Below are 25,139 nucleotides of genomic sequence, written 5' to 3' on the forward strand. Positions count from 1 at the left end.
CTAGCAGGTCGCTGAAAAAGGGTAGCGAGCCGCGTTGGGAGCGCCACGGGGTCGGCTGCGAGGCGGCGCGACGACGCGATACCGTTGCGTATCGGGGAGGAGCGCTAACGACGTCGGACGACCCCGTGCCGCCCCAACCCGAAGGGAGCAGGGGGGTTGCGGGATCCAGCGTTCGTCTCTCCTCGTCGCCATAGCTTAGGCTATGCCTCCTCGTCGTTCCTGCCCTGGACGCCCGCAAGCCCCCTGCTCGCGGCCGCACTCCCCTTTTTCAGCGACCTGCTAGCAGGTGCGCGAGAGTCGCCAGCAGCTCCTCTCGACCCTCCCCGGTGACGGAAGAGAACCCCAGGACCTGCTCCTCGTCCACCCCGAGCACCCGTGCCGCCGCTTGCTCGGCGTCCTTGCGACTGGCGCGCGGGATCTTGTCCATTTTGGTCGCGACAACCAGCACTGGCACGCCGATCGCGCCCAGGAACTCGGTCATGCGCCGATCGTCCGCGGTGGGAGGCCGCCGGGCGTCGACCAACTGGATGACCCCGCGGAGCAGCCGCGACCCGCCCAGATACCGGTCGATCGCTTCGCCCCAGGCCTCCCGCACCGCGTCCGGGACCTTGGCGTAGCCGAATCCGGGCAGGTCGACGAGGTGAAAGGCGATGGCGCGCTCACCGTCCGGCTCGTCGTCCAGCGCACGCACGCGGTAGAAGTTTATCTCCCTGGTCTTACCCGGACGGGCCGACACGCGTGCCATCTGGGTACGGGTGCGCCCCAACAGGCGATTGATCAGGCTGGATTTGCCGACGTTCGAGCGGCCGGCGAAGGCGACCTGGGACAGCGGCTCGGAGGGTGCGGCTCCACCGGTGGCGGCGATGGCGCCATCGAACTCTACGGACAGGATGCGCATCGGGGGGTGGCCGCGCCGCTCGCGAAGTCGGCGCGGCGAGTCGGCTTCAGGCCTCGCGCTTGGTCTGTTCGGGGTGCAACACCAGCAGCGGCGGAATGGCGTCCGTTACGGCCTCCTGCGTGACGACAACCTCGCGTACGTCTTCGCGCGAAGGCAGGTCGAACATGACGTCGCGCATGAGCTCTTCGAGCACCGCCCGCAGGCCGCGGGCGCCGGTGCCGCGCACGATGGCCTTGCGGGCGATCGCGCGCAGGGCGTCGGCGTCGAAGGTGAGGCCAACGGTCTCCAGCTCGAACATCTTCTGGTACTGCTTCACCAGCGCGTTCTTGGGCTCCTGGAGGATGCGCACGAGGGCGTCCTCGTCGAGAGACTGCAGGTTCACCATCGCGGGCAGCCGCCCAACCAGCTCCGGAATCAGGCCGAAGCGCAGGAGATCCTCGGGCTCGACGCCCACGAACGGATCGTCAGTCTCCGCGCCTTGCTCCACGTCTTCGCCCACGAAGCCGATGCGGCGCTTGCCCACGCGGGAGCCGATGATCTTCTCCAGGCCGTCGAAGGCGCCCCCGCAGATGAACAGGATGTTGCGCGTGTTGATCTGGATGTATTCCTGCTGTGGGTGCTTGCGCCCTCCCTGCGGCGGGACCGAGGCGACCGTGCCCTCCAGGATCTTCAGCAGCGCCTGCTGCACTCCCTCGCCCGAAACGTCACGGGTGATGCTCGGGTTCTCCGACTTCCGCGCGATCTTGTCGATTTCGTCTATGTAGACGATGCCGCGCTCGCATTCGGCGATGTTGAAGTCTCCGGCCTGAAGCAGGCGGACGAGGATGTTCTCCACGTCTTCGCCCACGTAGCCGGCTTCGGTGAGCGTGGTGGCGTCGGCGATCGTGAACGGGACCTGCAGGATGCGAGCGAGCGTCTGCGCCAGCAGGGTCTTGCCGACGCCCGTGGAGCCCAGCAGAAGGATGTTCGACTTCTCGATCTCCACGTCGTCCAGCTGTCCGTGGTGATTGACCCGCTTGTAATGGTTGTAGACCGCAACGGACAACGACTTCTTGGCCTCTTCCTGGCCGATCACATACTCGTCCAGGACGTCCTTGATTTCCTGGGGCACGGGTAGCGTCGGGACGGCCTCGGCCGCCTCGCGCTCCTCTTCCTCCGCCAGGATCTCGTTACAGAGCGAAACGCACTCATTGCAGATGTAGACCGATGGACCGGAGATGAACTTCTTCACCGCGTCCTTGGACTTCCCGCAAAACGAACATCTCAGGTGCTTGTCGCTCGGCATGGCCTCTACTCGCTGTTGCGCTTGCCGTTCTCGATTCCCACCACGTCCGCGCGCTTCGATACGACGTTGTCGATGATCCCGTACTCGAGGGCCTCTTCCGGGCTCATGAAGCGGTCCCGATCCACGTCGTCGGCGATCTTCGCGACGTCCTGGCCGGTGTGCTTGGACAGGATCTGGTTCAGGCGCTCGCGCGCGTACAGGATCTCCTTCGCCTGGATCTCGATGTCCGCCGCCGTCCCCTGGGCGCCAGAAGAAGGCTGGTGGATCATGATGCGCGAGTTGGGCAGCGCGCTGCGCTTGCCCTCCTCTCCCGCCGCGAGCAGGACGGCGCCCATCGACGCCGCGATTCCCACGCACATGGTCGCTACCGGGGCGCTCAGGTACTGGATCGTGTCGTAGATGCCCAGGCCCGCGTAGACGCTACCACCCGGCGAGTTGACGTAAAGATAAATGTCACGCTCGGGATTGTCTGCCTGCAAGAAAAGAAGCTGCGCGATGACGATGTTGGCAACGTTGTCATCGATCGGAGTGCCGAGGAAGATGATCCGGTCCATCAGCAGGCGGCTGAAGATGTCGTAGCTCCGCTCGCCCCTGCTGGTGCGTTCGATCACGTACGGCGGGTAAATCGGCATCTAGCTCCTCGTCTCGTTTTCCGTCACGCGGTCCACTGCCGACGGCGGCATCCCCACCACCTCCGTCACTCCCCAGCGGGCTCGATCTCGACCTCGGACCGGGCCGCAAGCCAGCCGAACACCTTCTCCTCGGTCAGCGCGTCGCCGATGGCGTCGAGCCGTCCGGCCTTCTTCAACTCCCTTCGGACCTGCGCCGAGGTCCGATTGTTCCGCTCGGCGATCTCCGAGAGACGCGCATCGACCTCGACCTCGGACGCCCGCAGGCCCTCGGAATCCGCCAAGCGCTCCAGGATCAGCATGCGCTTGATGGCCCTCTCCGCGGCGGGCCTGGCGGCCTGTCGGATCTGCTCGAGTTGCTCCGGATCAGCGTCATCGGAAGCCGGCACGAGCCCCGCTACGTAGCGGTCGATCATCGTGTTCGGGACGTCGAAGGCGTTGGCCTCGATGATCCGCTCGATGAGCTGCTGATGGACCGCCCTGTCCGCCTCCCGGTCGGCCTCCACGACGAGGTCCTCGCGGACGCGGGCGCGCAGGTCCTCGATCGAGTCGAAGTCGCCCACCGCCTGGGCGAACGCGTCGTCGGCTTCGGGCACGTCCGGCCGGCGGGCCGCGACGAGCTCGAGCCGGATGCGTCGCTCCTCCTTAGCCTGGACGTCCGCCGTGCCCGCGGCGTCACCGGGATCCGCGCCGGCGGCGATGAGAAACTCCCCGCTGCCACCGATCTCCAACGAGCGGATGGCCTCCTCTACGTCCGGCAGCGCTTGCTGGCGCCCCAGGATAACCTCGTAACCCCGCGTTTCGCCTTCGACGCCCTCGTCGTCCAGCGGCGTGATGCGCACGAATGTGACGTCGCCGTCCGCGCCGGAGCCTTCCTCGATCGGTTCCCAAGTGGCCTGCTCGTCGCGCAGACGCTGCAGCACGCGTTCGACCTCTTCCTCGCCCACTCCCACGCTCGGGCGACGCACCGAGAATCCCCCCGATCGGGCGATCTCGATCTCGGGCCGCACGTCGAATTGCACGTCGAAGGTCAGATCGGCGCCCTCGTCGTAGCGCACGTTGCCCACCGCCGCTTCGCTGATCGGCTCCAGCCCATGCTCGGCGAGCGCTTCCCGGTACGCTTTCTCCATCATGCGTTCGACCACGCGCTCCCGAATGGTGGCGCCGTAGTGCCGCTCGACCACGTTGGCCGGTACGTGGCCCTTACGGAAGCCGGGCATCCTGACGGATGCCGTTATGGAACGCGCCACGGCCTTGCGCTCGCGAGAGACGCGCTCGGCGGGCACGGTGATGGTCAGCCGACGAGCCCACGAGCCCGGCTCCTCGACGGCGACCTTCAGTTCAGTCGTGGACACGCATCCTCGAAGCACCACTGCCGCGCGCCCACGCGGGTCGGTGCCTGGTCGATTGAGAGACGGCGCGACGCGCCGAGTGTCATGCGAAAGGGGGGACTCGAACCCCCACGGGCAAGCCCACGAGATCCTAAATCTCGCGCGTCTACCAGTTCCGCCACTTTCGCTCGGGGTCCCAAAATCTACGAGACCGGAAAATCGGGATCAACCGACGATCCCGGCTGGAACGTTGCCGACACGAGCGTCCGCTGCTCCTCGCCCGCTGAATGCCATCGACACTTCTGTTACGGTGCCCTAGGGCATCCGCAGATTGGCGATGCGCAGGATGCCGCCCGGGGCCTCGAGCTCCAACGAGGCGATGTCCCCGGAGGTGACCCGGCGCAGGTTGGCGGTCGCCTCCCGCGCGGTCGCAACCGCGGCGCCGTCGATCGACACGATGCGCATGCCCACGAACACCCCGCGGCGATCGGCTGGTCCGAAACCGATCACCTCCTCCACTATCGCGCTGCGCCGAGGGTAGCCGAACTGATCGGCCTCCTCCGCTGTCGCGTCGCCGATGCGCAAGCCGAGCGCCTCGGCTCCCCTGCGTCGCCCGAGCCCATTCCCGTTTGTGGTGGACGGCTCCGCGGCGACGCTCGGCGCTTCGGTGAGTTTCACGAAGACGGACAGCGGCTCGCCGTAGCGGATGAGGTCGATGCGCACCTCGTCGCCCGGCCGGTTCTGGGCGACCAGCCGCTGCAGCTCGCCGACCCGCTCCACGGGCCGCCCCTCGATGCCGATGATCACGTCGTGGGGCCTCACCCCCGCCGCATCGGCCGGGGAGTCTTCCGACAGTTGACTCACCACCACGCCGCGGATGTCCGGCAGACCGTAAACCTCCGCGTCTTCGGGCGTGACCTCCTGGACGTTGATCCCGAGCAGCGCGCGGCGCACGCGCCCGTGCTCGACCAGGTCGCGCATGACGCGGCGCGCCAGGTTGATCGGAATCGCGAAGCCGTAGCCCTCGTAGCGGCCGGTCGAGCTGGAGATGGCGGTATTGATGCCCACGACCTCTCCGCGGAGGTTGATGAGCGGCCCGCCGGAGTTGCCGGGGTTGATGACCGCGTCGGTCTGCAGGAAGTCCTCGATCGCGAAGCCCGCGTCGTCCTGGAGGCTGGCTCGCAGGATGGACAGCGGGCGGCCCTTCGCGCTGATGATACCGCTGGTAACGGTGAAGTCGAGGCTCGAGCTGCCTATTCCAGGGTTGCCGAACGCCAGCACCCACTCGCCCACGCGGGCCGCGTCGGAGTCTCCGAGCGGCGCCGCCGGGACGTCGTCGACGTCGATCTTCACCAAGGCGATGTCGGTCGTCGGGTCGGTGCCGACGATGACGCCATCGTACTCACGCTTGTTGCTCAGGATCACCAGCAACGCGTCGGCGCCCTGGACCACGTGGTTGTTGGTGAGAATGAAGCCGTCCGAGGAGACGATGAAGCCGGTGCCCCCCGCTACTTCGAGCCGCGGCTCTTCTTCATTCTGGGAGCGGAACAGCGTGCGCTGAGGGCGGCTTACCCCGCGCTCGGCGCGTATGCGGACCACGGCGGGGGTGATCCTGTCCGCGATCGACGGGAAGGCCGCTCCCAGCTCGCTGGCCCGGCGCACTGCGTCGGGATTCATCTCCTCGGGCGCGGGCGCCGTGAATGTCGTGTCCAGGGCTTCGGCCAACGACGCGCTGCGGCGCAGGTCCGGGATGTCTCGGGCGCGCCCGAGCAACCCGTTCGCGAACAGCAGGCCCAGCGCGAACGCGCCCACGAGGAGCGCCAGGGCCAGCCAGCGGTTACGTATCACCATGCTCCGAATCTAGCGGATAGGTCCTGCCTTCGGCACCGCCGAATACGGCAAGAGCCGGTCCGAAAACCTCCGGACCGGCTCGATCTCGCCGCGTCTGCACGGCCCGACGCTCCCGACCCTCCCAGACGGGCGGGCGGGCGGGCGGAATTAACTCTCCTCTTCGACGATTTCGTAGTCGGCTTCGACCACGTCTTCCTCCTCGCCGCCGGAGGGCTCCTCGGCGCCCTCTTCCACCGGCGCCTCGGCCTCGGCCTCCGCGGACTCCGCCTCCGCGGCCTGCGCCTGGTAGACCTGCTGGCCGGCCGCGCTGAAGGCCTGCATCAGCTCGTCGCGAGCCGCCGCGAGCTCGCCGGCCTCGTCCTGCTTGAGCGCCTTCTTGGCCCTCTCCACCGCGGCGTCCAGCTTCTCCTTGATGTCGCCGTCCAGCTTCTCGCCCCACTCGCCCAGGTCCTTTTCCACCTGATAGACCAACGAGTCGAGCTGGTTGCGCGTCTCCACGCGCTCCTTGAACTGCCGATCCTCATCGGCGTGCGATTCGGCCTCGGACACCATGCGGTCGATCTCGTTGTCGGAAAGGCCGCTCGACGCCTCGATGCGGATCTTCTGCTCCTTGCCCGTGGCGCGGTCCTTGGCGGTCACGTGCAGGATGCCGTTGGCGTCGATGTCGAAGGTCACCTCTACCTGGGGCATCCCCCTCGGTGCCGGCGGAATCCCGGTCAGCTGGAACTTGCCGATGGTCTTGTTCTGCATGGCCATCGGCCGCTCGCCCTGCAGCACGTGGATCTCCACGGTCGTCTGATTGTCCTCGGCCGTGGAGAACGTCTCCGCCTTCTTGGTCGGGATGGTGGTGTTGCGCGTGATCAGCGCCGTCATCACGCCGCCCAGCGTCTCGATCCCCAGAGACAGCGGCGTGACGTCCAGAAGCAGGACGTCCTTCACGTCGCCCGCCAGGACGCCGCCCTGGATCGCCGCGCCGACGCCCACCACCTCGTCGGGGTTGACGCCTTTGTGCGGCTCCTTGCCGAAGAACTCTTTCACCACCTCCTGGACCTTCGGCATGCGCGTGGATCCGCCCACCAGGATCACCTCGTCCACCTGGTCGGGCTTCAGACCCGCGTCCTCCAGCGCCTTCTTCATCGGCTCGATGGTGCGCTGCACCAGGTCTTCGACCAGCTGCTCGAACCTGGCGCGCGATAGAGACACGTTGAGGTGCTTGGGGCCCTCCTGGGTGGCCGTGATGAACGGCAGGTTGATATCCGTCGACATGGTGGTCGACAGCTCCATCTTGGCCTTCTCCGAGGCCTCCTTGAGGCGCTGCAGGGCCATGGGATCCTTGGACAGGTCTATGCCCTGGTCCTTCTTGAATTCCTCCACCAGCCAGTCGATCACGCGCTGGTCGAAGTCGTCCCCGCCCAGGTGGGTGTCTCCGTTGGTGGCCTTCACCTCGAAGACGCCGTCACCCAACTCCAGGATCGAGATGTCGTAGGTTCCGCCGCCCAGGTCGTAGACGGCGATCAACTCGTCCTTCTTCTTGTCGAGTCCGTACGCCAGCGCGGCCGCGGTGGGCTCGTTGATGATCCTGAGCACGTCCAGGCCCGCGATCTTGCCCGCGTCCTTTGTGGCCTGCCGCTGCGAATCATCGAAGTACGCCGGCACGGTGATGACCGCCTGCGTGACGTCGTGCCCCAGATAGTCTTCCGCCGTCTGCTTCATCTTCTGCAGAGTCATCGCAGAAATCTCCGGCGGCGAAAACGTCTTGTCGGCGTTGGGAACGTGCACCTCGACGCGCCCCTGGCTGTCGGTGCGCACGTCGTAGGGCACCTTGCCTATTTCGTCGCGCACCTCCGAGCCGCGCCGACCCATGAACCGCTTGATCGAGAAGATCGTGTTGGTGGGGTTGGTGATCGCCTGACGCCGGGCTACCTGGCCTACGAGGCGCTCTCCGTCCTTGGTGAACGCGACCACCGACGGAGTCGTACGGCCGCCCTCGGAGTTCGGGATCACCACCGGATCCCCGCCCTCCATGACCGCCACCACCGAGTTCGTGGTGCCCAGGTCTATGCCGATCACCTTCGCCATGTGCTTTCCCCTGTGTCAGTCGAAAACCGCCGCGACAAGCGACGGTCGTAAGCATCCGGAGCCGCCTTCGCGAAGTGCAACGCCCATGCCAGGGTTTGCCCCCCGTTTCGCGCCAATCCGGCGCATGCGACGGAACCTGCCCTGCCGGATTGGCGGGCTTGGCGGCGCGTCGGGCTCAGTCGAGGCCGCACGTAAAGCTTGCGTCTTGCGACGGACTACAGAGCTCGGGCCAGCCCCGCGCCCGCCACAGGTCTTCGAGGCCGGCGTCCCGGATGGTCCCAATGGTGCGTGGGTCGGAGAGCACGGCGGGGTCGCGCGTGGCCAGCAGGTCGAACGCGGCGTATGTCTTGATCGGCTGTCGACCCACCCATTGCATGAATTCTTCCAGGCCATGCGTCGCCAGCAGGATCTCCCCGCTGAAGGCCACGACCGACGGATCGGCAACGGGCGAAGGCGCGCCAGCAACCGCATCCTCCAGCAGTTCCGCCAACCCCCGGAAGGCGCTGCGCTGCTTGGCCGTCAGCTCCGCGAAGGCCGGCGCTCCTTGAACGTCTCGAAGGAATGTGCTTGCTCGCTCCGGGCCGCTCGCCGCCACCATGAACTGCGCAGCCCGGAAGATGGCGTAGGTGAATGTGGGGTCGGCCTCGTGTACGGCGAGCGCAACCCGGATGGCGTCCTCTAGATCCCCGCTCGCGGCAATGGCTTCGGCGGATTCGGTCCGGTAGAGGAGGTTGTCGGGCGCGATTTCCACGAGTCGCTCGAAAAGGCGTCTCGCCCGCTCTACGTAACCGGCCATCATAGTGAATTGGGCCAGATCCTCGAGCAGCACATCGTTGTTCGGGTCGGCGGCCGCGGCCTCCTCCATGAGGGCGAGGGCTCGAACGTAGTCCCCGGCGAACGCCCGTCGCTGTCCCTGGCGTAGCATCGCGTTGGGGCTGCGCGGCGACAAGTCGTACGCTCGATCCGCGGCGTATGCCGCCCTCCCGTGCGCCCCCGCGGCAGGGATGTCGTCGTTCCACTCGTCCAGGAACGCGGGTGCCACGATGTATGCCGCGGCGAGTGTAGACCAGGCCGGCTCGTAAGCGGGGTCGGCCTCGACCACGCCCTCCAGGAGGTGCAGCGCCTCCCGCAGGTTCTCTCCTCGGGCGCGGTAGAGTTCGACGGCCCTCAAGTAGGTTTCGTACAGGTCCGCGTCCGTACGGCTCTCGATCAGCGCCTCGTCCGCGCCTAGCTCCAGCGACAGTTGGAGCTCGGCGGCGATGGTCCGGGCGATCTCCTCCTGCACCGCGAAGATGTCCGCCAGGTCGCGGTCGTAGGTGTCCGACCAGAGGTGCCGGTCGCTCGCGCCATCGATGAGTTGGGCCGTGATGCGCACGCGGCCGCCCGCGTCGTCGCGCCTGACGCTGCCCTCCAGCAGGTAGCCCACGTCCAGCGCGCCCGCGATTTCGGGAGCGCTCAGCTCGGGGTTCTTGAAGGTGAAGGACGAAGTGCGGCTCGCCACGCTCAGGCCGGGCACCCGCACCAGCGCGTTCAGGATCTCCTCCGTGATGCCGTCTGAGAAGTACTCGTTGTCCCGAGAGCCGGACATGTTCTGGAACGGCAGGACGGCGATCGAACGCAGCGCGACGGCTTGGGCGGCGGCTCCCGGGCCCGGGGGAGAGTCAGCCCGATCGGGGCCACCCGCGAATCGGCTCTCCCATACGAAGTAGCCGAGGCCCAGGACTAGGCCGGTGATGGTGATGACGGTAAGAGGCGAACCGCGTCGGGGTGGCGTCGCCTGTTGCGCTCCCGCCGGCACGGCGCGCTTGACCCCTGCGGGCGTGAGGTCGAAGGCCCAGGCCAGTATAACCGCCAGCGGGAAGCCCACGCCCATCATGACGATAACCCCCGTCGGGAACCACCCCGGCAGCCCGAGGGGCTCCGCGATCTCGTTGACGACCTGGATGAGCAGCCACCCGACGACCGCGTAGGCGGCGGCGACTCTGAATACGCTTCGTCGCTTGAGTTCTTCGATGAGGTTCATGGCGATCGCCCAAGTTGCTCGGGCGCTCCGTGCCCGGCAACACCTTGTAGGGCTTGCTCCCGAAGCCGCCCGCTGTGACGATGCGCCGATGGACGATCCGACGCGCCCCCCCGAAGACGCGCTCGCCGAACTTCGAGCGAGGCTCGCCGATGTGGACAGGGAGCTAATCGACCTCATCGCCCGCCGGGCTCGGCTGTCCTCTCGGATGGCGGACGCGAAGCATCGTGCGGGTCTGACGACGCGCGACTTCAGGCAGGAGCGCGACGTGCTGGAGAGGGCCCGAGCCGAGGCACGCGCGCGCGGCGCCGACCCGGACCTGGCCGAGGCCGCCGTCCTGCTGCTCATCCGCGACTCGCTGACCGTGCAGGAGCGGGCCAGGGTCGCGGCCGCGGCGGAGGGCGATGGACGTACCGCGCTGGTGATCGGCGGGCACGGGCGCATGGGGCTGTGGTTCACGCGCTTCCTGGCCTCGCAGGGGTTCGCGGTCGAGGTCGCCGACCCCGCCGCGGCGCCGCCCGACGACGCCTGGCCCCACCGCGCCGGCTGGGCGGAGGGCTCGACGGACCACGACGTGGTGGTGGTCGCGGCGCCCCTCGCTCGCTCGGCCGAGGTGCTCTCCGGGCTCGCCGCCCGGCGGCCGCGTGGCCTGGTGTTCGACATCGGCTCGCTCAAGACCCCGCTGCGGGCGGCGCTCGCCGAGCTGCGCGACGCCGGCGCGCGGGTGGCGTCCGTGCACCCGATGTTCGGCCCCGACACGCGCCTGCTCTCCGGTCGGCACGTGATCTTCGTGGACGCGGGAGACCCCGAGGCGACGCGCGAGGCGCGCGGTCTCTTCGACGCGACGATGGTCCTGCAAGTGGAGATGGGCCTCGAGGAGCACGATCGCCTGGTCGCCTACGTGCTGGGCCTGTCGCACGCCCTCAACATCGCGTTCTTCACGGTGCTTCAGGAGAGCGGGGAGGCCGCGCCCCGTCTCGCCGCGCTGTCCAGCACGACCTTCGACGCGCAGCTGGACGTGGCGTCGCTCGTGGCCGGAGACAACCCGGCGATGTATTTCGAGATTCAGCGCCTGAACGACTACGGAGGGGAGCCGCTCGCAGCGCTGGCCGACGCCGTCGAGCGCATCCGCGCCGCGGTGCAGGCCGGGGACCAGGCGGGGTTCGGGTCGTTGATGGAACGGGGTAAGGCCTACCTGAGCAGCCGGCGGAGCCGCTGAGACCCACTCGCCCCGGAGGGCGCCATGTTCCCCCTGCGAGACGACAACCCGACCGAGCTGACGCCGTTCGTCACAATGGCGCTGATCGCGGCCAACTTCGTGATCTGGCTCGTGGTGCAGGGCGGCGGCGCGGACCCCCAGGCGCTGCAGGCGTCGGTGTGCGCCTTCGGCACGATCCCGGGCGAGCTGACGGGCTCTGCGGTGCCACCCGGGGCGGGGCAAGGGCTCCCGTGCGTGCCCGGAGGGCTCACCTGGTCCACCCTGGGGACCAGCATGTTCTTCCACGGCAGCTGGATGCACCTCATCGGCAACATGTGGTTCCTGTGGATCTTCGGGAACAACATCGAGGACTCGATGGGGCACCTCAGGTACCTCGGGTTCTACCTGCTGACGGGCGCCGCGGCGGCGCTGGCGCACATCTACAGCGGCCCCGGCTCCTGGATCCCCACGGTGGGCGCCTCGGGGGCCATCAGCGCGGTCATGGGGGCCTACCTGCTGCTCTACCCGCGGGTGCGCATACACACGCTGTTCATCTTTGTGATCATCGTGCGGGTGTTTCCCATTCCGGCGTGGATCATCCTCGGCCAGTGGATCGCCATCCAGGTTCTGGCCGGCGCGACCACCACCGCCGGCGGGGCGGGAGTGGCCTTCTGGGCGCACATCGGCGGCTTCGTCGCGGGTCTGCTGCTCGTGAGGCCGTTCCGCATGCGCCGGCTGGTCGAAGCCAAGCGCGCCCGAGTGAAGCTGCGTCCGGAGGAGATTCCGCATCGCGGATGGTGGTAATGGGTGCGCGCCTCAGGTAGATTCTCGGGATGAGCGACACTACGGAAACTCCGCGCGCTTCGGGCGCTTCCGTGCGCGGCGGTCCGGCCGAGAGCCGCACCACGACCGCGACGGGGACCACGGATCTGCGCGCCGCGGGTGTGTCCGCGCCGCCGGCGCGGGCCCAGACCCCTCCGCCAACGGCGCGGACGGCGGATGGCGGCGCGCCCGCGCCGGCCGCCGCCCCCGAGCCGATCGAATTCGAGCGCAACGCCGGCGTGCCGTTCGAATCGGAGTGGATCCGCGACGTGCGGGTCAACCGCAGCGCGGTCGAGCGGCGCACCGCGACGCTCACGCGTCGGCGCAGCATCAAGAAGGACTGGCAGGCGGCCTGGCTGCTGCGGGCGATCAGCCTGATGGACCTGACCACCCTTGCGGGCGACGACACGGAGGGACGCGTGCGTCGTCTGTGCGCGAAGGCGCGCAACCCCGTGCGCGAGGACATTCTGGACGCGCTCGGGGCGGGCGACCTGGGGCTGACCACCGCCGCCGTTTGCGTCTACCACGTGTTCGTGCCCGCCGCGGTGGACGCGCTGCGCGGGTCGGGCATCCCGGTCGCGGCGGTGTCCACCGGCTTTCCGGCGGGCCTATCCCCGCTGCCGCAGAGGCTGGCTGAGATCAGGGCGTCGGTGGAGGCGGGGGCGCGCGAGATCGACGTCGTCATCACACGCGCGCACGTCCTCACCGGCGCGTGGCAGGCACTGTACGACGAGGTGCGCGAATTCCGCGCGGCCTGCGGGGAGGCCCACCTGAAGACCATTCTCGCCACCGGCGAGCTGGGTACGCTGCGCAACGTCGCGCGCGCGAGCCACGTGTGCATGATGGCCGGCGCCGATTTCATCAAGACCTCCACCGGCAAGGAGTCCGAGAACGCGACGCTGCCCGTGGGCCTGGTCATGACCCGGGCCATCCGCGAGTACCGCGAGCGCAGCGGGCACATCGTCGGCTTCAAGCCGGCGGGGGGCATTCGCAAGGCCCGAGAGGCGCTCGACTGGCTGATCCTGATCAAGGAGGAGCTCGGCGACCGCTGGCTCAGGCCCGACCTGTTCCGCTTCGGCGCGAGCTCGCTGCTGGCCGACATCGAGCGGCAGCTGGAGCACCACGTCACGGGCCGCTATTCCGCCTCCTACCGCCACCCGGTGGCATGATGAGCACGCACATCGCCGAAGTGTTCGAGACCATGGAGTACGGGCCGGCGCCCGAGAGCAGAGCCTTCGTGGACGAGTGGCTGGAGGCGCGGGCCGGTGGCTTCCAGCACGTGGTCGATGGGGCGCTGAGGCCTCCCGCCGGGGGCGAGTACCTGGACGTCATGAACCCCGCCACCGGAACCTTGCTCGCGCGCGTGGCGCAGGGCGACGAGGCGGACGTGAACGCGGCGGTGGCCGCCGCCCGGCGCGCGCAGCCGGGCTGGGCCGCTCTGGGAGGGCACGTCAGGGCGCGGCACCTGTACGCCATCGCCCGGCGCATCCAGAAGATGTCGCGCTTCTTCGCGGTTCTGGAGACGCTGGACAACGGCAAGCCGATCCGCGAATCGCGCGACATCGACATCCCCCTGGTCGCCCGACACTTCTACCACCACGCGGGCTGGGCGCAGCTCATGGACAGCGAGCTGCCGGACGCGGAACCGGTCGGGGTCGTGGGTCAGATCATCCCGTGGAATTTCCCGCTGCTGATGCTGGCCTGGAAGATCGCGCCGGCCATCGCCATGGGGAACACGGTGGTGCTTAAGCCCGCCGAGTACACGCCGCTCACGGCGCTGTACTTCGGCGAGCTGTGTCTGGAGGCGGGGCTGCCCCCGGGCGTGGTGAACGTGCTCGCGGGCGACGGTCGCACGGGCGCGGCGCTGGTGGACCACGCCGACGTCGACAAGATCGCCTTCACCGGCTCCACCGAGGTCGGCCGGATCATCCGGCGGGCCACCGCCGGGACCGGCAAGAAGCTCTCGCTGGAGCTCGGCGGGAAGTCTCCTTTCATCGTCTTCGACGACGCCGACCTGGACAGCGTCGTGGAGGGCGTGGTGGACGCCATCTGGTTCAACCAGGGTCAGGTCTGCTGCGCCGGGAGCCGGATCCTGGCTCACGAAGGCATCGCCGACCGCCTCGTCGCCAGGCTGCGCGCGCGCATGGAGAAGCTGCGCGTGGGCGATCCGCTGGACAAAGGCGTCGACATCGGCGCGATCGTCGCGCCGGTGCAGCTCGAGCGGATCCGCACGCTCGTCGAGAAGGGCGAGCAAGAGGGCGCGACTCTGTGGCAGCCCTCGTGGAGTTGCCCGACCGAGGGCTGGTTCTACCCTCCCACCCTGCTTACCGACGTGGCGCCGGCGGCCACCGTTGCGCAGGTGGAGATTTTCGGCCCCGTGGTGGTGCTGATGACCTTCCGCACGCCCAAGGAGGCGGTGCAGTTGGCCAACAACACCCGCTACGGGCTCGCCGCCAGCGTGTGGACGGAAAACATCAATTTGGCGTTGGACATCGCCCCCAAGGTGAAGGCCGGGACCGTCTGGGTGAACTGCACCAACCTGTTCGACGCGGCGTCGGGGTTCGGCGGCTACCGCGAGAGCGGCTTCGGCCGCGAGGGCGGCAAGGAGGGGCTCTGGGAGTACGTCCGGTCGCGCCGTGAGCCCAAGGGCGCGCCGGCGCGCGGCGCCGGGTCGGCCGGCGGAGACGGTGCCGCTGGCAACGGCGCCGGTCCCGAGGCGGACGCAGACCGCGAGCCCCCCGCGGTCCCGGAGGCCGGCGTGCCCCCGATCGACCGCACCGCCAAGCTCTACATCGGCGGCAAGCAGGCGCGCCCCGACCAGGGCTACAGTCTGGACGTGTACGGGCCCGGCGACGCGCTCGTGGGCCAGGTCTCGCGCGGCAACCGCAAGGACATCCGCAACGCGGTAGAGGCGGCGCACCGGGCCGTGGACTGGGGCCGCGGCGTGGCCCACACGCGCGCACAGGTGCTCTACTACCTGGCCGAGAACCTGCAGGCTCGCGCCGCCGAATTCGCCGAGCGCCTGCGCGCGCTGGGCGCCACCGAGGCCGAGGCCTCGCGCGAGGTAGAGGCGTCGGTGCGGCGCGTGTTCACCTACGCCGCCTGGGCGGACAAGTGGGAGGGCGTCGTCCACCACACGCCCATGCGCAACGTGACTATCGCCATGCCCGAGCCGATTGGGGTGTTCGGGGTGCTGTGCCCGGACGAGGCGCCGCTGTTGGGGTTCCTGTCCACCGCGCTGCCGCCGCTCGCGGTGGGCAACGCCGTGGTCGCGGTGCCGTCCGCACGAGCGCCGCTCGCGGCGACGGATCTCTACCAGGTGCTGGAGACTTCGGATGTGCCGGCGGGCGCGCTGAACATCGTCACGGGCCTGCACGACGAGCTGGCTCCCACTTTGGCCGCCCACGACGACGTAGACGCGCTCTGGTATTTCGGCTCTCCGGCGGGCTCCGCCGACGTGGAGGAGCGGTCCGCGGACAACATGAAGCGCACGTGGGTGAGCCACGGAGCGCGCCGCGACTGGTACGACGACAACGTCGCCGAGGGGAGGGCGTTCCTGCGCCGCGCCACCGAGGTCAAGAATATCTGGATTCCATACGGCGAGTGAGTCTCGCCGCCGCGCGCGCGTCCGGGCCTACGCGGCCAGGGCGCGCGGCCGGCGACTGATCCTGTGACGGAGCGGGGGCGCGTGAGAGCAACCTTACGGGTGCTTCGAACGCTGTGTGTGGTGGGTTGGGCGACGGGATTGGCGCCGGCGGGCGCGGCGGCCGCCGACTCCGGCGCCGTTCTTCCGGTAGCCTACCAGGCGCAAGAAGTCGCGGCTGTGCCGGCGGCGACGGACGCGCAGGAACCGGGCGCCCAGGAGGCCGCTGGTGACATCGGCCAGGCCGCGCGAGAAGCCCGCGCGGAGCTGGCCACGACGCCGCTGCAGCGGCTGCAGTCGGTGCTGGGACTGGCCGTCCTGCTGCTCATCGCCTGGGGCCTCTCGAACAACCGCTCGCGCATCCCCTGGCGCGTGGTGGGCTGGGGCCTCGGACTACAACTCGTCTTCGCCCTCTTCATCCTGAAGACCCCGGCGGGCGAGGCGATCTTCGCCTTCCTCAACCGCGTTGTCGTCAAGCTGCTCGGTTTCACCGCGGACGGCGCGCGCTTCCTTTTCGGCAACCTGGTCTACAACAACATCCCGGTCGGCACCGGGGTGGTCGGCACCAACATTCCACCGAGCGCCGATCCCGGCATGGTGGCGAACGCGGGCGCGTTCTTCGCCTTCAACGTCCTGCCCACGATCATCTTCTTCTCCTCGCTGATGGCGGTGCTCTACCACCTGGGCGTCATGCAGCTGGTGGTGAGGGGCGTGGCGTGGGTGATGATGCGCACCATGCGCACGTCCGGGGCGGAGACGCTGTCGGCGGCCGGCAACATCTTCGTGGGACAGACGGAGGCGCCGCTGCTGATCAAGCCGTTCGTCGAGAAGATGACGATGTCGGAGCTGAACGCCGTCATGACGGCCGGCTTCGCCACCGTCGCGGGCGGGGTGCTCGCGGCCTACGTGGGCATGCTGGTCGGGTTCTTCCCCGACATCGCGGGCCACCTCATCGCCGCCAGCGTGATGTCGGCGCCCGCCGCGCTGGTGGTGGCCAAGATCATCGTGCCCGAGGACGGCACCCCGGAGACCCAGGACTCGCTGCTGGTCCACGCCGAGTCGGCGGACGCGAACGTCATCGACGCGGCGGCGCGAGGGGCCGGAGACGGTCTGCGCCTGGCGGCGAACGTGGGCGCGATGCTGCTCGCGTTCGTGGCGCTGGTGTTCATGCTGAACGAGCTCATGGCCTGGGCCGCGGGGGTGCTCGGGATCACGGGGTTGTTGCAGTCTTCGGGCGCCCTCGCGGCCGACGCGCCGCTCACGCTGCAGGTGCTGCTCGGCTGGATCTTCGCGCCGCTGGCGTGGGTCATGGGGGTGCCCTGGGGGGACGCCACGCAGATCGGCTCGCTCATGGGCATCAAGACCGTGCTGAACGAGTTCTTCGCGTTCCTGGACCTGTCCACGCTGCTGTCCACGGGCGCCGACCTGTCGCCGCGTTCGATAGTGATAGCCACGTACGCGCTCGCCGGGTTCGCGAACTTCAGCTCGATCGCCATCCAGATCGGCGGCATCGGCGGGATCGCGCCGTCGCGCAAGAGCGACCTGGCGGTGCTCGGCCTGCGCGCGATGATAGGCGGGACGATAGCCGCGTTCCTGACCGCCACGGTCGCCGGGATGGTGCTGTGACCGACGTCTCCCCCAAGGCGGCGGTGCGGGCCGCGGTGCAGATGCTCGAGGAGCACCTGCCGGAGCGTCCGCGGCTTCTCCTCATCCTCGGATCGGGACTGGGCGGGCTCGCCGACGCGGTCGACGTCACCGCGTCGTTCCCGTACGACGAGATCCCGGGCTTCGCCGCGTCGGCGGTGCAAGGCCACGCCGGCCGTCTCCTCCTCGGCGAGTTGGAGGGTGTTTCGGCGCTGGTGATGGCGGGTCGCTACCACCTCTACGAGGGACACGAGCCCTCGGTGATCGCCCACCCCGTACGCGTGGCGGCGGCGGTGGGAGCGGACACGCTGTTCGTCACCAACGCCGCCGGCGGCATCGCGCCCGGGCTCGATCCGGGCAGCCTCATGCTGATCGAGGATCACATCAACATGATGGCCGCCAATCCGCTGCGCGGTCCCGTGTTCGGTGACGAGGAGCGCTTCCAGGACATGACGCGGGCCTACGATCCCGACCTGCTGGAGCTATTCTCGGACTGCGCAGCGGAGGTCGGCGAGACGGTGGCACGGGGCGTGTATTGCGCTGTGCTCGGGCCCAGCTTCGAAACCCCCGCCGAGGTCCGCATGCTGGAGCGTCTGGGCGCGGACGCGGTCGGCATGAGCACGGTGCCGGAGGTCATCGCGGCGCGCTCGGCGGGGCTGCGCGTGGCAGGCATGTCGCTGATCACCAACCACGCCGCGGGGTTGACGGGCGCGGAGCTGGATCACACCGAGGTGCAGGAGGTCGGCCGCGCCGCGGCCGGCAGGCTGGAGAAGCTTGCGCGGGCTTTCGTCCGCGCGCTGGGTGAGCACTGACGACGAGGGTGAAATGGGGACGCGGACGGGGTTGGGCAGGGTGACGACGGGGCTTTTCGGGTGGCGTTGGCCGGTAGTTGTGATCGGCTTGGTCGTGACCTCCGGGTGCGCCGAGGTGGGCGACGCGGACGCGGGAGAGGATGAGGTGGCGATCGGCGGGACCGCGGTGATCGCGGGTCCGGTCGACCTGGGAAACCTGAACCCGCTGGTGGCGGTCGAGGCCACCACGCAGGAGTTCGTGCGCGACGCGCTCTTCTTGCCGCTCCTGCGCATGGGTCCGGACATGCGGCCCGAGCCCGGCCTGGCGGAGAGCTGGGAGTTGGCCGGCGATACGCTCGTCACGTTCACCTTGCGCGACGACGTCCTCTGGCACGACAGCACGCCCACCACGGCGGCGGACGTCGCGTTCACGTTCCGCGCTGTGAAGGATCCCGAGACGGGATTCCCGGACCCGGTGCGCTTCGCGGCCTGGGACAGCGTGGAGGTCGTCGACACGCGCACCGTGCGTTTCCACGTGCGTCCGGGCCCCGACCCGCTGTTCGGCTGGACGCTTACCGCCATCGCCCCGGTGCACCTGCTCGCCGACGTGCCGCCGGCCGACATGGCGCAGGCGGCATTCAACAGGGATCCCGTGGGCAACGGCCCGTTCCGCTTCGTGTCCTGGAGCGCGAACGACCGCGTCGTGCTGGAGGCGAACCAGGATTACCCCGTCGCGCTGGGAGGTCGCCCCAACGTGGACCGCCTGGTCTATCGCGTGATCCCGGAGTCCACCGCTCGGGTCGCCGAGCTGGTGTCGGGCGGCGTCGACCTGGCCTTCGGCTACCCTGTTTCGGACCTCGCCCAGCTCAGCGGCGGCCTGAGCGCGGTGGAGACCGACGCCCGGCAGGTGTCGTTCGTCGCCTGGAACGCGCGCCGACCCCCGCTGGACGACCAGCGCGTGCGGCGGGCGCTGTCCATGGCCATCGACCGGCGCGAGATCGTCACGCTGCTGCGCGCCGGACACGGCAGCGTGGCCGTATCCACGGTGCCGCCGAGCCACTGGGCGTTCAACGCCGACCTCCGGCCCGTGCCGTTCGACACCGCCGGCGCGCGCGCCCTCCTGGAGGAAGCCGGCCTGGCGGACAGCGATGGGGACGGCGTCCTCGAGCTAGCCGACGGCGAGCCGTTCAGCATCGAGATCAAGTTCCCCGGCCAGGACACCAACTTCCGGTCTTCTTCCGAGATGGTGCGCTCCGACTTGGCGGCGATCGGCGTGGACGCGCGCCCGCTGGGGCTGGAAGGGGGCACGCTGATCGGCGACGTCACCAGCCCCGAGCGACGCTTCGACGGGGTCATGCTGTCGCTCGAGATAGAGATGCGGCCCAACCTGAGGGACCTCTTCCACTCAGGCAGCATGGATGGCCCCCTTCAGCTGTCCGGGTACGCCGACCCGGACCTGGACGCGGCCATCGACGCCCTCGCGCAGGCTACGGACCGGGACGCGGAGCGCGGCCACTGGCTGCGCGCGCAGGAGCTCCTGGCCCGCGACCAGCCCTGGACTTTCCTGTACTACTTCCCGAATCTCGCGGGCGTCAGTCAGCGGCTCCGGGGGGTAGAGATGGACCTGCGCGGGCGGCTCGTCAGCGTCGCCGATTGGTGGCTGGAAGGTGGCGCCGCGGAATCGGCCGAAGTGGACGGGGCGGACGCGGATGCCGCCGGCTAGTCGCTCGGCGCCGAAGGCCCCGCAACGAGGTGGTTGAGCGGACCGTGTCCGGCGCCGAGCCCGGGCGCCGTTTCGATGGCTCGCGTAACGTAGTCGAGGGCGTCGCCGACGGCGTCCTCCGGCGCGCGCCCGTGCGCGAGCCCCGCGGCGATGGCGGCCGACAGAGTGCAGCCGGTGCCGTGCGTGCTGGAGGTTGCGATGCGGGGGCGCCGGAAGATCACCGGGCTGGGGCCGCCCGCGAGCACGTCGACCACTTCTTCGCCCCCGCCATGACCGCCCTTCACCAGCGCGGCGCCGGCGCCCATCTCCACCAAACGCTCGGCCGCCCGAATCATGCCTGCCTCACCGCGGACCTCGCGCCCGGTGAGGATCGCGGCTTCGGGGAGGTTGGGTGTGACCAGCGCGCACAGCGGCAGAAGGCGCGTCGCGAGTATCTGCTCCGCGTCCCGGTCCAGGAGGCGGTCGCCGCTGGTGGCGACCATGACCGGATCGAGCACGTAGTTCGGCAGCGGCAGCTGGACCATCCCTTCCGCCAGCGTGTCGACTATCTCGGCCGTGGCCAGCATGCCGCTCTTGGTCGCGGCCGGGGGCAGATCCTCGGCCACGGCCAGGAGCTGCTGGCGGATGTTGTCGATGGGGACGACGTGCACCGCGCGGACGCTGAGCGTGTTCTGCGCGGTCACCGCCGTCAGGACCGACGTGCCGAACACTCCGAACGCGTGGAAGGTCTTGAGGTCGGCCTGGATGCCGGCGCCTCCCCCGCTGTCGCTGCCCGCGATGGTGAGGGCTACGGGAGGGCGCGCCGGCGCGGCGGCGGGGGCCGGACCGGCGCTGTGTGGTGCGTCGATGGACTTTTCCCCCACGCCCTACTTCCGGTCTTCGCTCCGAAATTCCGGCGGCGGCTCGGGCATCGTGCGCAGCCGCTCCTGCATGCGCTGGAAATTGTCGGTTTGCATCAGCAGGCCTTCGAGCGAGGCCTGGGGGAGCTGCGCGATGCGCGCCTCCGCGGCGGCGATGCGATCCTCGGTCAACGGGTGCGTGGAGAACCATTGTTCCAGCGCGCCGGGCGTCCGCTCGCGCTCGGCGAGCAGCTCTCCGAAGAACGTGGTGAGTCCTTGCGGGTGAATGCCCGATTCGACCAACAGGGGCACGGCTATGGCGTCCGCCTCGTGCTCGGCCTGCCGGCTGTTCTTCGCGAAGTAGAGACCGGCTCCTACGTTGACCGCGGCGGCCGTGGCACCCTGCGGCGGACCGAGCAGGATGCTGCCCAGCGCGACCCCCAGCTGCGCCCGTTGCATGCGCTCCATCTGTTCGACGCCGTGGCGCAGCTCCACGTGACCGATCTCGTGGCCGATGACCCCGGCCAGCTCGGAGAGGTTGTCGGCTCGCTCGATCAGGCCCCTGTTCAGGTAGATGTATCCGCCCGGGATCGCGAAGGCGTTGATGACGTCCGCGTTCACCACGTAAAAGGTGTAGTCGAGATTACGTCCACCGGCCTGCGCGATGCGGTCGCCGAGGAGGTTGACGTACCGGACGATCTCGGCGTCTTCGATGAGCGGGAGCTGCTCGTTGATCTCGGTCGAGTACTGCTGGCCGAGCGCCAGCTCCTGCTGCGTGCTGATGGCGCAGGCGCTCGCCCCCGCGGAGGCGACGGCGAGCGAGCCGATCGCGGCGTATCGATTGATTCCCTTGGTAAGTCCGCGCATGGCGTCCTCGTCCCGTGTGCAGGTGCGTCAAGACTCGAAGACCCTGGGGAGCAAGACGTGTTCCATACCGGTGCCGTATGCTGACCCGCAAGCAGCGAAGCCTGCTGCACACGCTGCACAGGCGGCGCGTACGGGAGCGCGAGGGGCTGTTCCTGGCCGAAGGGCCTCGCGTGGTGCGCGACCTGGTGGCGTCCTCGCTGGAGTGCCTGTTCGTGGTGTCGTCGTCCTCTTTTGCGGACAGCGAGGGAGGGGTGGCTCTGTCCGAGGCCCTCGAGGGGCGCGCGCCGTTGGTGCGGGTCGAAGACGAAGCGTTCGCGGACGTGAGCCGGACGGAGACGCCCCAGGGAATTCTGGCGGTGGCCCGGATACCCGCTGTGGCTCTCGACGGCCTGGCTCTGGCGACCGGCGACGTGGCGTTGGCGCTGGACGGGGTCCAGGACCCGGGCAACGTCGGCACCCTGGCGCGCACCGCGGAGGCCCTGGGCGCCTCGGTGCTGATCGTGCTCGAGGGCACGGCGGACCCGTGGGGGCCCAAGGTGGTGCGCGCGGCGGCCGGGGCTCTGTTTCGACTGCCGACGCCGCGCGCGCCCTCGGCCGACTGCGTAGCCTGGTGTCGACGCGAGAACGCGCGGATACTGGTCGCGGACCGCTCGGGCGGGCCGATTCGGTCGCTGCGACGCGACGCTCTGCGGCCCACCTTGCTGGTGCTCGGCAACGAAGCCGCCGGCGGTGGCCCGACCATGGCCGCCGCCGCGGACGCCAAGGTCGCCGTGCCCCAGTGCTCGGTGGCCGATTCACTGAATGTAGCGGCCGCGGGGGCGATCCTGCTCTGGGAGCTGCTCGCGGGCGAGGAGCCGGAATGATCGGTTGGGCGTGGGTGGTGGCGGCGCCGCTCGGAGCGGCGCTCGGGTCGTTCCTGAACGTGTGCGTTCACCGGTGGCCGATCGACCAGTCGGTCGTGTCTCCGCGTTCAAGTTGCCCGGTCTGCGAGCGTTCCATCGCGTGGTACGACAACCTCCCCGTGCTGAGCTGGCTTCTGTTGCGGGGACGCTGCCGCGGGTGCGCCGAACCCATTTCCGTCCAGTACCCGTTGGTGGAGCTCGCGGTGGCCGGGATCTGGGGAGGCGTGGTCGCGTGGTCGGGGCCGTCCGTGGAAGCGGTCCGGATCGCGGTGTTCCTGACGATCCTGCTGGGCATCGCCCTGACCGACGCGCGCCACTACATCATCCCGGACGAGTTCTCCATGGGGGGCCTGGCCATCGGGCTGGGGTTCGCGGCGATCCCGGGCGACACCCCGCTGACCACCGCGCTGCTCGGAGCGGCCGTGGGCTTCGGTCTCCTGTGGGCGATGGCGGTGCTCGGGGAGAGGGCGTTCAAGAAGCCCGCGATGGGCGGCGGCGATATCAAGATGATGGCCATGGTGGGGGCGTTCCTGGGCACGCCGGGCGTCTTTCTGACGGTCTTCCTCGGCGCCCTGCTGGGCGCGCTGATCTTCGGCCCCATTTCCATGAAGACCGGCAAGCTGGTGCCGTTCGGGATCTTTCTGGCGCTGGGCGCGGCGGTGGCGGCGCTGTGGGGGCCGGCGGTTATCGAATGGTACGTAGGCGCGTTTCTGTAGCCGGAGCCCGGCGCCCGAGCGGGCGCGGTCAGGGATCCGAGCAGTCGCGCTGAAATCCGCAGTTGAGGCACAGTATCTTGCAGTGACGCTCCAGCACCGGGCCGCCGCACAGCTCGCACACGGACGTCGGGGCGGTCGCCGGATCCTCTTCGGGTCGCTGCGCCGGACGCGGGCGGGAGGGAACGTCGGCCGGGTCGGGGCTCCGAGTCACCTCGTCGGGCCTCCGGACACGGGCGGCGCGACCGCCTCGAGGGGGTGCTGCCGGGCGCCGAACCGGGCGGGCGAGAAAGCCACCGGCGCGGGCACGCCCGCCGCGATGCCGTCCGCGCACACGCGTCCCGTTTCGGGCGCGAGCAGGATGCCGCTGCGGTAGTGTCCCGTCGCGTACCAGAGCCCGGGCACGTCGGGATCCGGACCGAGCAGCGGGGCGCCGTCCGGCGACCCGGGCCGCAGCCCGGACCAGGTTTCCACCACCGCCGCCCCGCCCAGATCGGGGAACAGCCGAACCAGCCCTCCCAGGACCGCGGCGATCCCGGCCGCGGTCGTCTCGTCGCGATAGCCGGCGTCCTCCTCGGTGGCGCCCGCCAGGACCAGGCCCCCACGGGCCAGCGCGTATCCAGCCGAGCCGAACACCACGTGGCGCGGTCCCTCCGTCGCCCGGACCGCCGCCATCTGCCCTCGCACCGGGCGCACCGGAAGCGCGCGAGGAAGCCCGCCGAGCCGCCCCGACCAGGCCCCCGCGGCCACCACCACGAACGCCGCCCGCAGCGTGATTCCGTCCGCGAGCTCGACGCGCAGCGCTCCCTTCGATTCCGGGTTCACCGAGGTCGCGTCGATCCCCAGCCGGAAGCGCGCGCCGGCCCGCGCCGCGGCGAGCCACAGCGCGCGCGCCAGTCGACGGCTGTCGACCGAGCCCTCGTCCTCTGCCCAGGCGCCGCCGACGACCTCGCGGGACAGCCGTGGTTCCAGCCGACGCAGCGTTGACGGCTCCACCCACTCCAGCCCCGCCACGCTCCGCGCGCGCCCTCGGAGCGCGGCGGCCTCCCGCTCGGACAGCGCGACGTCCAGCTTGCCGTCGAGCGTGAGGCCTACATCGACGCCCGACTCCTCCAGCAAAGCCGCGGCGAGCTCCGGGTAGCTCGCCAGCGACCTGAGTCCCAGGTCCAGGGACGCCCCGGCCTCGGTCGCCTCGGAGCGGGGCGCGAGCATCCCGGCTGCCGCCCACGTCGCCTCGCGCCCCGGGATCGCTCGTTCCACCACCTGCACGCGCATGCCCCGCAGGGAGACGGCGCGGGCGACGGCGCAGCCGATGACGCCGCCGCCGACGACCACGACGTCGGGGCTCCGCGCCGCCTTCACGGCGCGACGTCCACCACGCCGATGCCCTGCGCCAGATAGGATCGCGACAGCGCCACGTAGTGGTCCGCGCTGCGCCCCACCCAGCCCGCCGACTCGCCTTCCAGCTCCTTGCGAACGCTGGCCGGCGCGCCCGCCACGAGGGTGCGCGGCGGGACGCGCATGCCTTCTGGCACCACGGCGAGCGCCGCCACCAGGGCCCCCTCGCCGATGTCGGCGCCGTGCAGGATCACGGCGTTCATGCCGACCAGCGCGCGTGCTCCTATCCGGCAGCTTTCGAAGGTGGCGCCGTGCCCGATGGTGGCGCCCTCCCCGACCACCGTGTCGCCGCGTTCACTGACGTGCAGGACGCAGTTGTCCTGCACGCTCGCCCGCGCGTGCACGCGAATACCGCAGTCCGGGTGGTCGCCGCGCAGCACGGCGCCGAACCAGATGCTCGCTTCGGGACCCACTTCCACGTCGCCGATCAGCACCGCGCTGGGCGCCACGAAGGCGCTCGGGTCGATCCGGGGAGTAATCCCGCCGTAGGGAAGTATCAACGCCAT

20 protein-coding genes and 1 tRNA gene are annotated in these 25,139 nt (G+C 69.7%); 9 read left to right on the top strand and 12 right to left on the bottom strand.

Features of this window, described 5'->3' with window-relative positions; all coding sequences use genetic code 11:
- Positions 1-268: 268 nt before the first annotated feature.
- The 8 genes from yihA to ABFS34_03650 all read right to left on the bottom strand — a co-directional run bounded on the left by yihA (position 269) and on the right by ABFS34_03650 (position 10,096).
- A complete protein-coding gene (yihA, locus tag ABFS34_03615; GenBank protein ID MEN8374514.1) occupies positions 269-898 on the bottom strand; it encodes a ribosome biogenesis GTP-binding protein YihA/YsxC in 630 nt (209 codons plus the stop codon).
- Between the two features lie 46 nt (positions 899-944).
- Complete coding sequence (gene clpX, locus ABFS34_03620; protein MEN8374515.1) at positions 945-2,183, bottom strand: ATP-dependent Clp protease ATP-binding subunit ClpX; 1,239 nt, start codon at positions 2,181-2,183, stop codon at positions 945-947.
- A 5-nt stretch (positions 2,184-2,188) separates the two neighbouring features.
- The gene (locus tag ABFS34_03625) at positions 2,189-2,815 is read right to left on the bottom strand and encodes an ATP-dependent Clp protease proteolytic subunit (GenBank protein MEN8374516.1); all 627 of its coding nucleotides are present in this window, start codon (positions 2,813-2,815) and stop codon (positions 2,189-2,191) included.
- 65 nt (positions 2,816-2,880) lie between these two features.
- Entirely contained in the window at positions 2,881-4,167 is a 1,287-nt protein-coding gene (tig, locus tag ABFS34_03630; protein ID MEN8374517.1) for a trigger factor, read from the bottom strand.
- An 82-nt stretch (positions 4,168-4,249) separates the two neighbouring features.
- Positions 4,250-4,331 (bottom strand) — tRNA-Leu (locus ABFS34_03635).
- Positions 4,332-4,458: 127 nt separating this feature from the next.
- Positions 4,459-5,994, bottom strand: a complete 1,536-nt coding sequence (locus ABFS34_03640; GenBank protein MEN8374518.1) for a trypsin-like peptidase domain-containing protein — start codon at positions 5,992-5,994, stop codon at positions 4,459-4,461.
- A gap of 147 nt (positions 5,995-6,141) precedes the next feature.
- Positions 6,142-8,073 carry a molecular chaperone DnaK gene (dnaK, locus tag ABFS34_03645; GenBank protein ID MEN8374519.1) on the bottom strand — a complete coding sequence of 644 codons (1,932 nt, stop codon included), beginning with the start codon at positions 8,071-8,073 and terminating at the stop codon, positions 6,142-6,144.
- Positions 8,074-8,248: 175 nt separating this feature from the next.
- Positions 8,249-10,096 carry a tetratricopeptide repeat protein gene (locus ABFS34_03650; GenBank protein ID MEN8374520.1) on the bottom strand — a complete coding sequence of 616 codons (1,848 nt, stop codon included), beginning with the start codon at positions 10,094-10,096 and terminating at the stop codon, positions 8,249-8,251.
- Between the two features lie 88 nt (positions 10,097-10,184).
- Here ABFS34_03650 and ABFS34_03655 point away from each other — a divergent pair, with 88 nt between their 5' ends.
- From ABFS34_03655 to ABFS34_03685, 7 genes are all read left to right on the top strand, one after another.
- Positions 10,185-11,312: a prephenate dehydrogenase/arogenate dehydrogenase family protein gene (locus ABFS34_03655; protein ID MEN8374521.1), complete on the top strand. Its 1,128-nt coding sequence runs from the start codon at positions 10,185-10,187 to the stop codon at positions 11,310-11,312.
- Between the two features lie 24 nt (positions 11,313-11,336).
- Positions 11,337-12,095, top strand: coding sequence for a rhomboid family intramembrane serine protease (locus ABFS34_03660; GenBank protein MEN8374522.1), 759 nt, complete (start codon positions 11,337-11,339; stop codon positions 12,093-12,095).
- A gap of 29 nt (positions 12,096-12,124) precedes the next feature.
- Positions 12,125-13,282 carry a deoxyribose-phosphate aldolase gene (gene deoC / locus ABFS34_03665; protein ID MEN8374523.1) on the top strand — a complete coding sequence of 386 codons (1,158 nt, stop codon included), beginning with the start codon at positions 12,125-12,127 and terminating at the stop codon, positions 13,280-13,282.
- Complete coding sequence (locus tag ABFS34_03670) at positions 13,282-15,720, top strand: aldehyde dehydrogenase family protein (protein MEN8374524.1); 2,439 nt, start codon at positions 13,282-13,284, stop codon at positions 15,718-15,720. The genes deoC and ABFS34_03670 overlap by 1 nt, the downstream gene beginning before the upstream one ends.
- Positions 15,721-16,023: 303 nt before the next feature.
- The gene (locus ABFS34_03675) at positions 16,024-17,382 is read left to right on the top strand and encodes a nucleoside transporter C-terminal domain-containing protein (GenBank protein MEN8374525.1); all 1,359 of its coding nucleotides are present in this window, start codon (positions 16,024-16,026) and stop codon (positions 17,380-17,382) included.
- Positions 17,379-18,212 carry a purine-nucleoside phosphorylase gene (locus ABFS34_03680; GenBank protein ID MEN8374526.1) on the top strand — a complete coding sequence of 278 codons (834 nt, stop codon included), beginning with the start codon at positions 17,379-17,381 and terminating at the stop codon, positions 18,210-18,212. The genes ABFS34_03675 and ABFS34_03680 overlap by 4 nt, the downstream gene beginning before the upstream one ends.
- Before the next feature lie 13 nt (positions 18,213-18,225).
- Positions 18,226-19,914, top strand: a complete 1,689-nt coding sequence (locus ABFS34_03685) for an ABC transporter substrate-binding protein (protein ID MEN8374527.1) — start codon at positions 18,226-18,228, stop codon at positions 19,912-19,914.
- Here the strand turns inward: ABFS34_03685 and thiD are convergent.
- A complete protein-coding gene (gene thiD, locus ABFS34_03690) occupies positions 19,911-20,777 on the bottom strand; it encodes a bifunctional hydroxymethylpyrimidine kinase/phosphomethylpyrimidine kinase (protein MEN8374528.1) in 867 nt (288 codons plus the stop codon). The genes ABFS34_03685 and thiD overlap by 4 nt on opposite strands.
- A 3-nt stretch (positions 20,778-20,780) precedes the next feature.
- A complete protein-coding gene (locus ABFS34_03695) occupies positions 20,781-21,620 on the bottom strand; it encodes a M48 family metallopeptidase (protein MEN8374529.1) in 840 nt (279 codons plus the stop codon).
- A gap of 77 nt (positions 21,621-21,697) precedes the next feature.
- On the opposite strand from ABFS34_03695, the gene ABFS34_03700 reads away from it, so the two are divergent.
- Together ABFS34_03700 and ABFS34_03705 are read left to right on the top strand one after the other, a co-directional pair.
- Positions 21,698-22,483, top strand: a complete 786-nt coding sequence (locus ABFS34_03700; GenBank protein MEN8374530.1) for an RNA methyltransferase — start codon at positions 21,698-21,700, stop codon at positions 22,481-22,483.
- Positions 22,480-23,238, top strand: a complete 759-nt coding sequence (locus ABFS34_03705; GenBank protein ID MEN8374531.1) for a prepilin peptidase — start codon at positions 22,480-22,482, stop codon at positions 23,236-23,238. The genes ABFS34_03700 and ABFS34_03705 overlap by 4 nt, the downstream gene beginning before the upstream one ends.
- Positions 23,239-23,445: 207 nt before the next feature.
- Here ABFS34_03705 and thiO read toward each other — a convergent pair whose 3' ends face one another.
- Together thiO and ABFS34_03715 are read right to left on the bottom strand one after the other, a co-directional pair.
- Complete coding sequence (gene thiO / locus ABFS34_03710) at positions 23,446-24,597, bottom strand: glycine oxidase ThiO (protein ID MEN8374532.1); 1,152 nt, start codon at positions 24,595-24,597, stop codon at positions 23,446-23,448.
- Positions 24,594-25,139 carry a gamma carbonic anhydrase family protein gene (locus ABFS34_03715; GenBank protein ID MEN8374533.1) on the bottom strand — a complete coding sequence of 182 codons (546 nt, stop codon included), beginning with the start codon at positions 25,137-25,139 and terminating at the stop codon, positions 24,594-24,596. The genes thiO and ABFS34_03715 overlap by 4 nt, the downstream gene beginning before the upstream one ends.

The sequence above is a fragment of the Gemmatimonadota bacterium genome, assembly GCA_039715185.1.
Taxonomy (GTDB): Bacteria; Gemmatimonadota; Gemmatimonadetes; order Longimicrobiales; family RSA9; genus DATHRK01.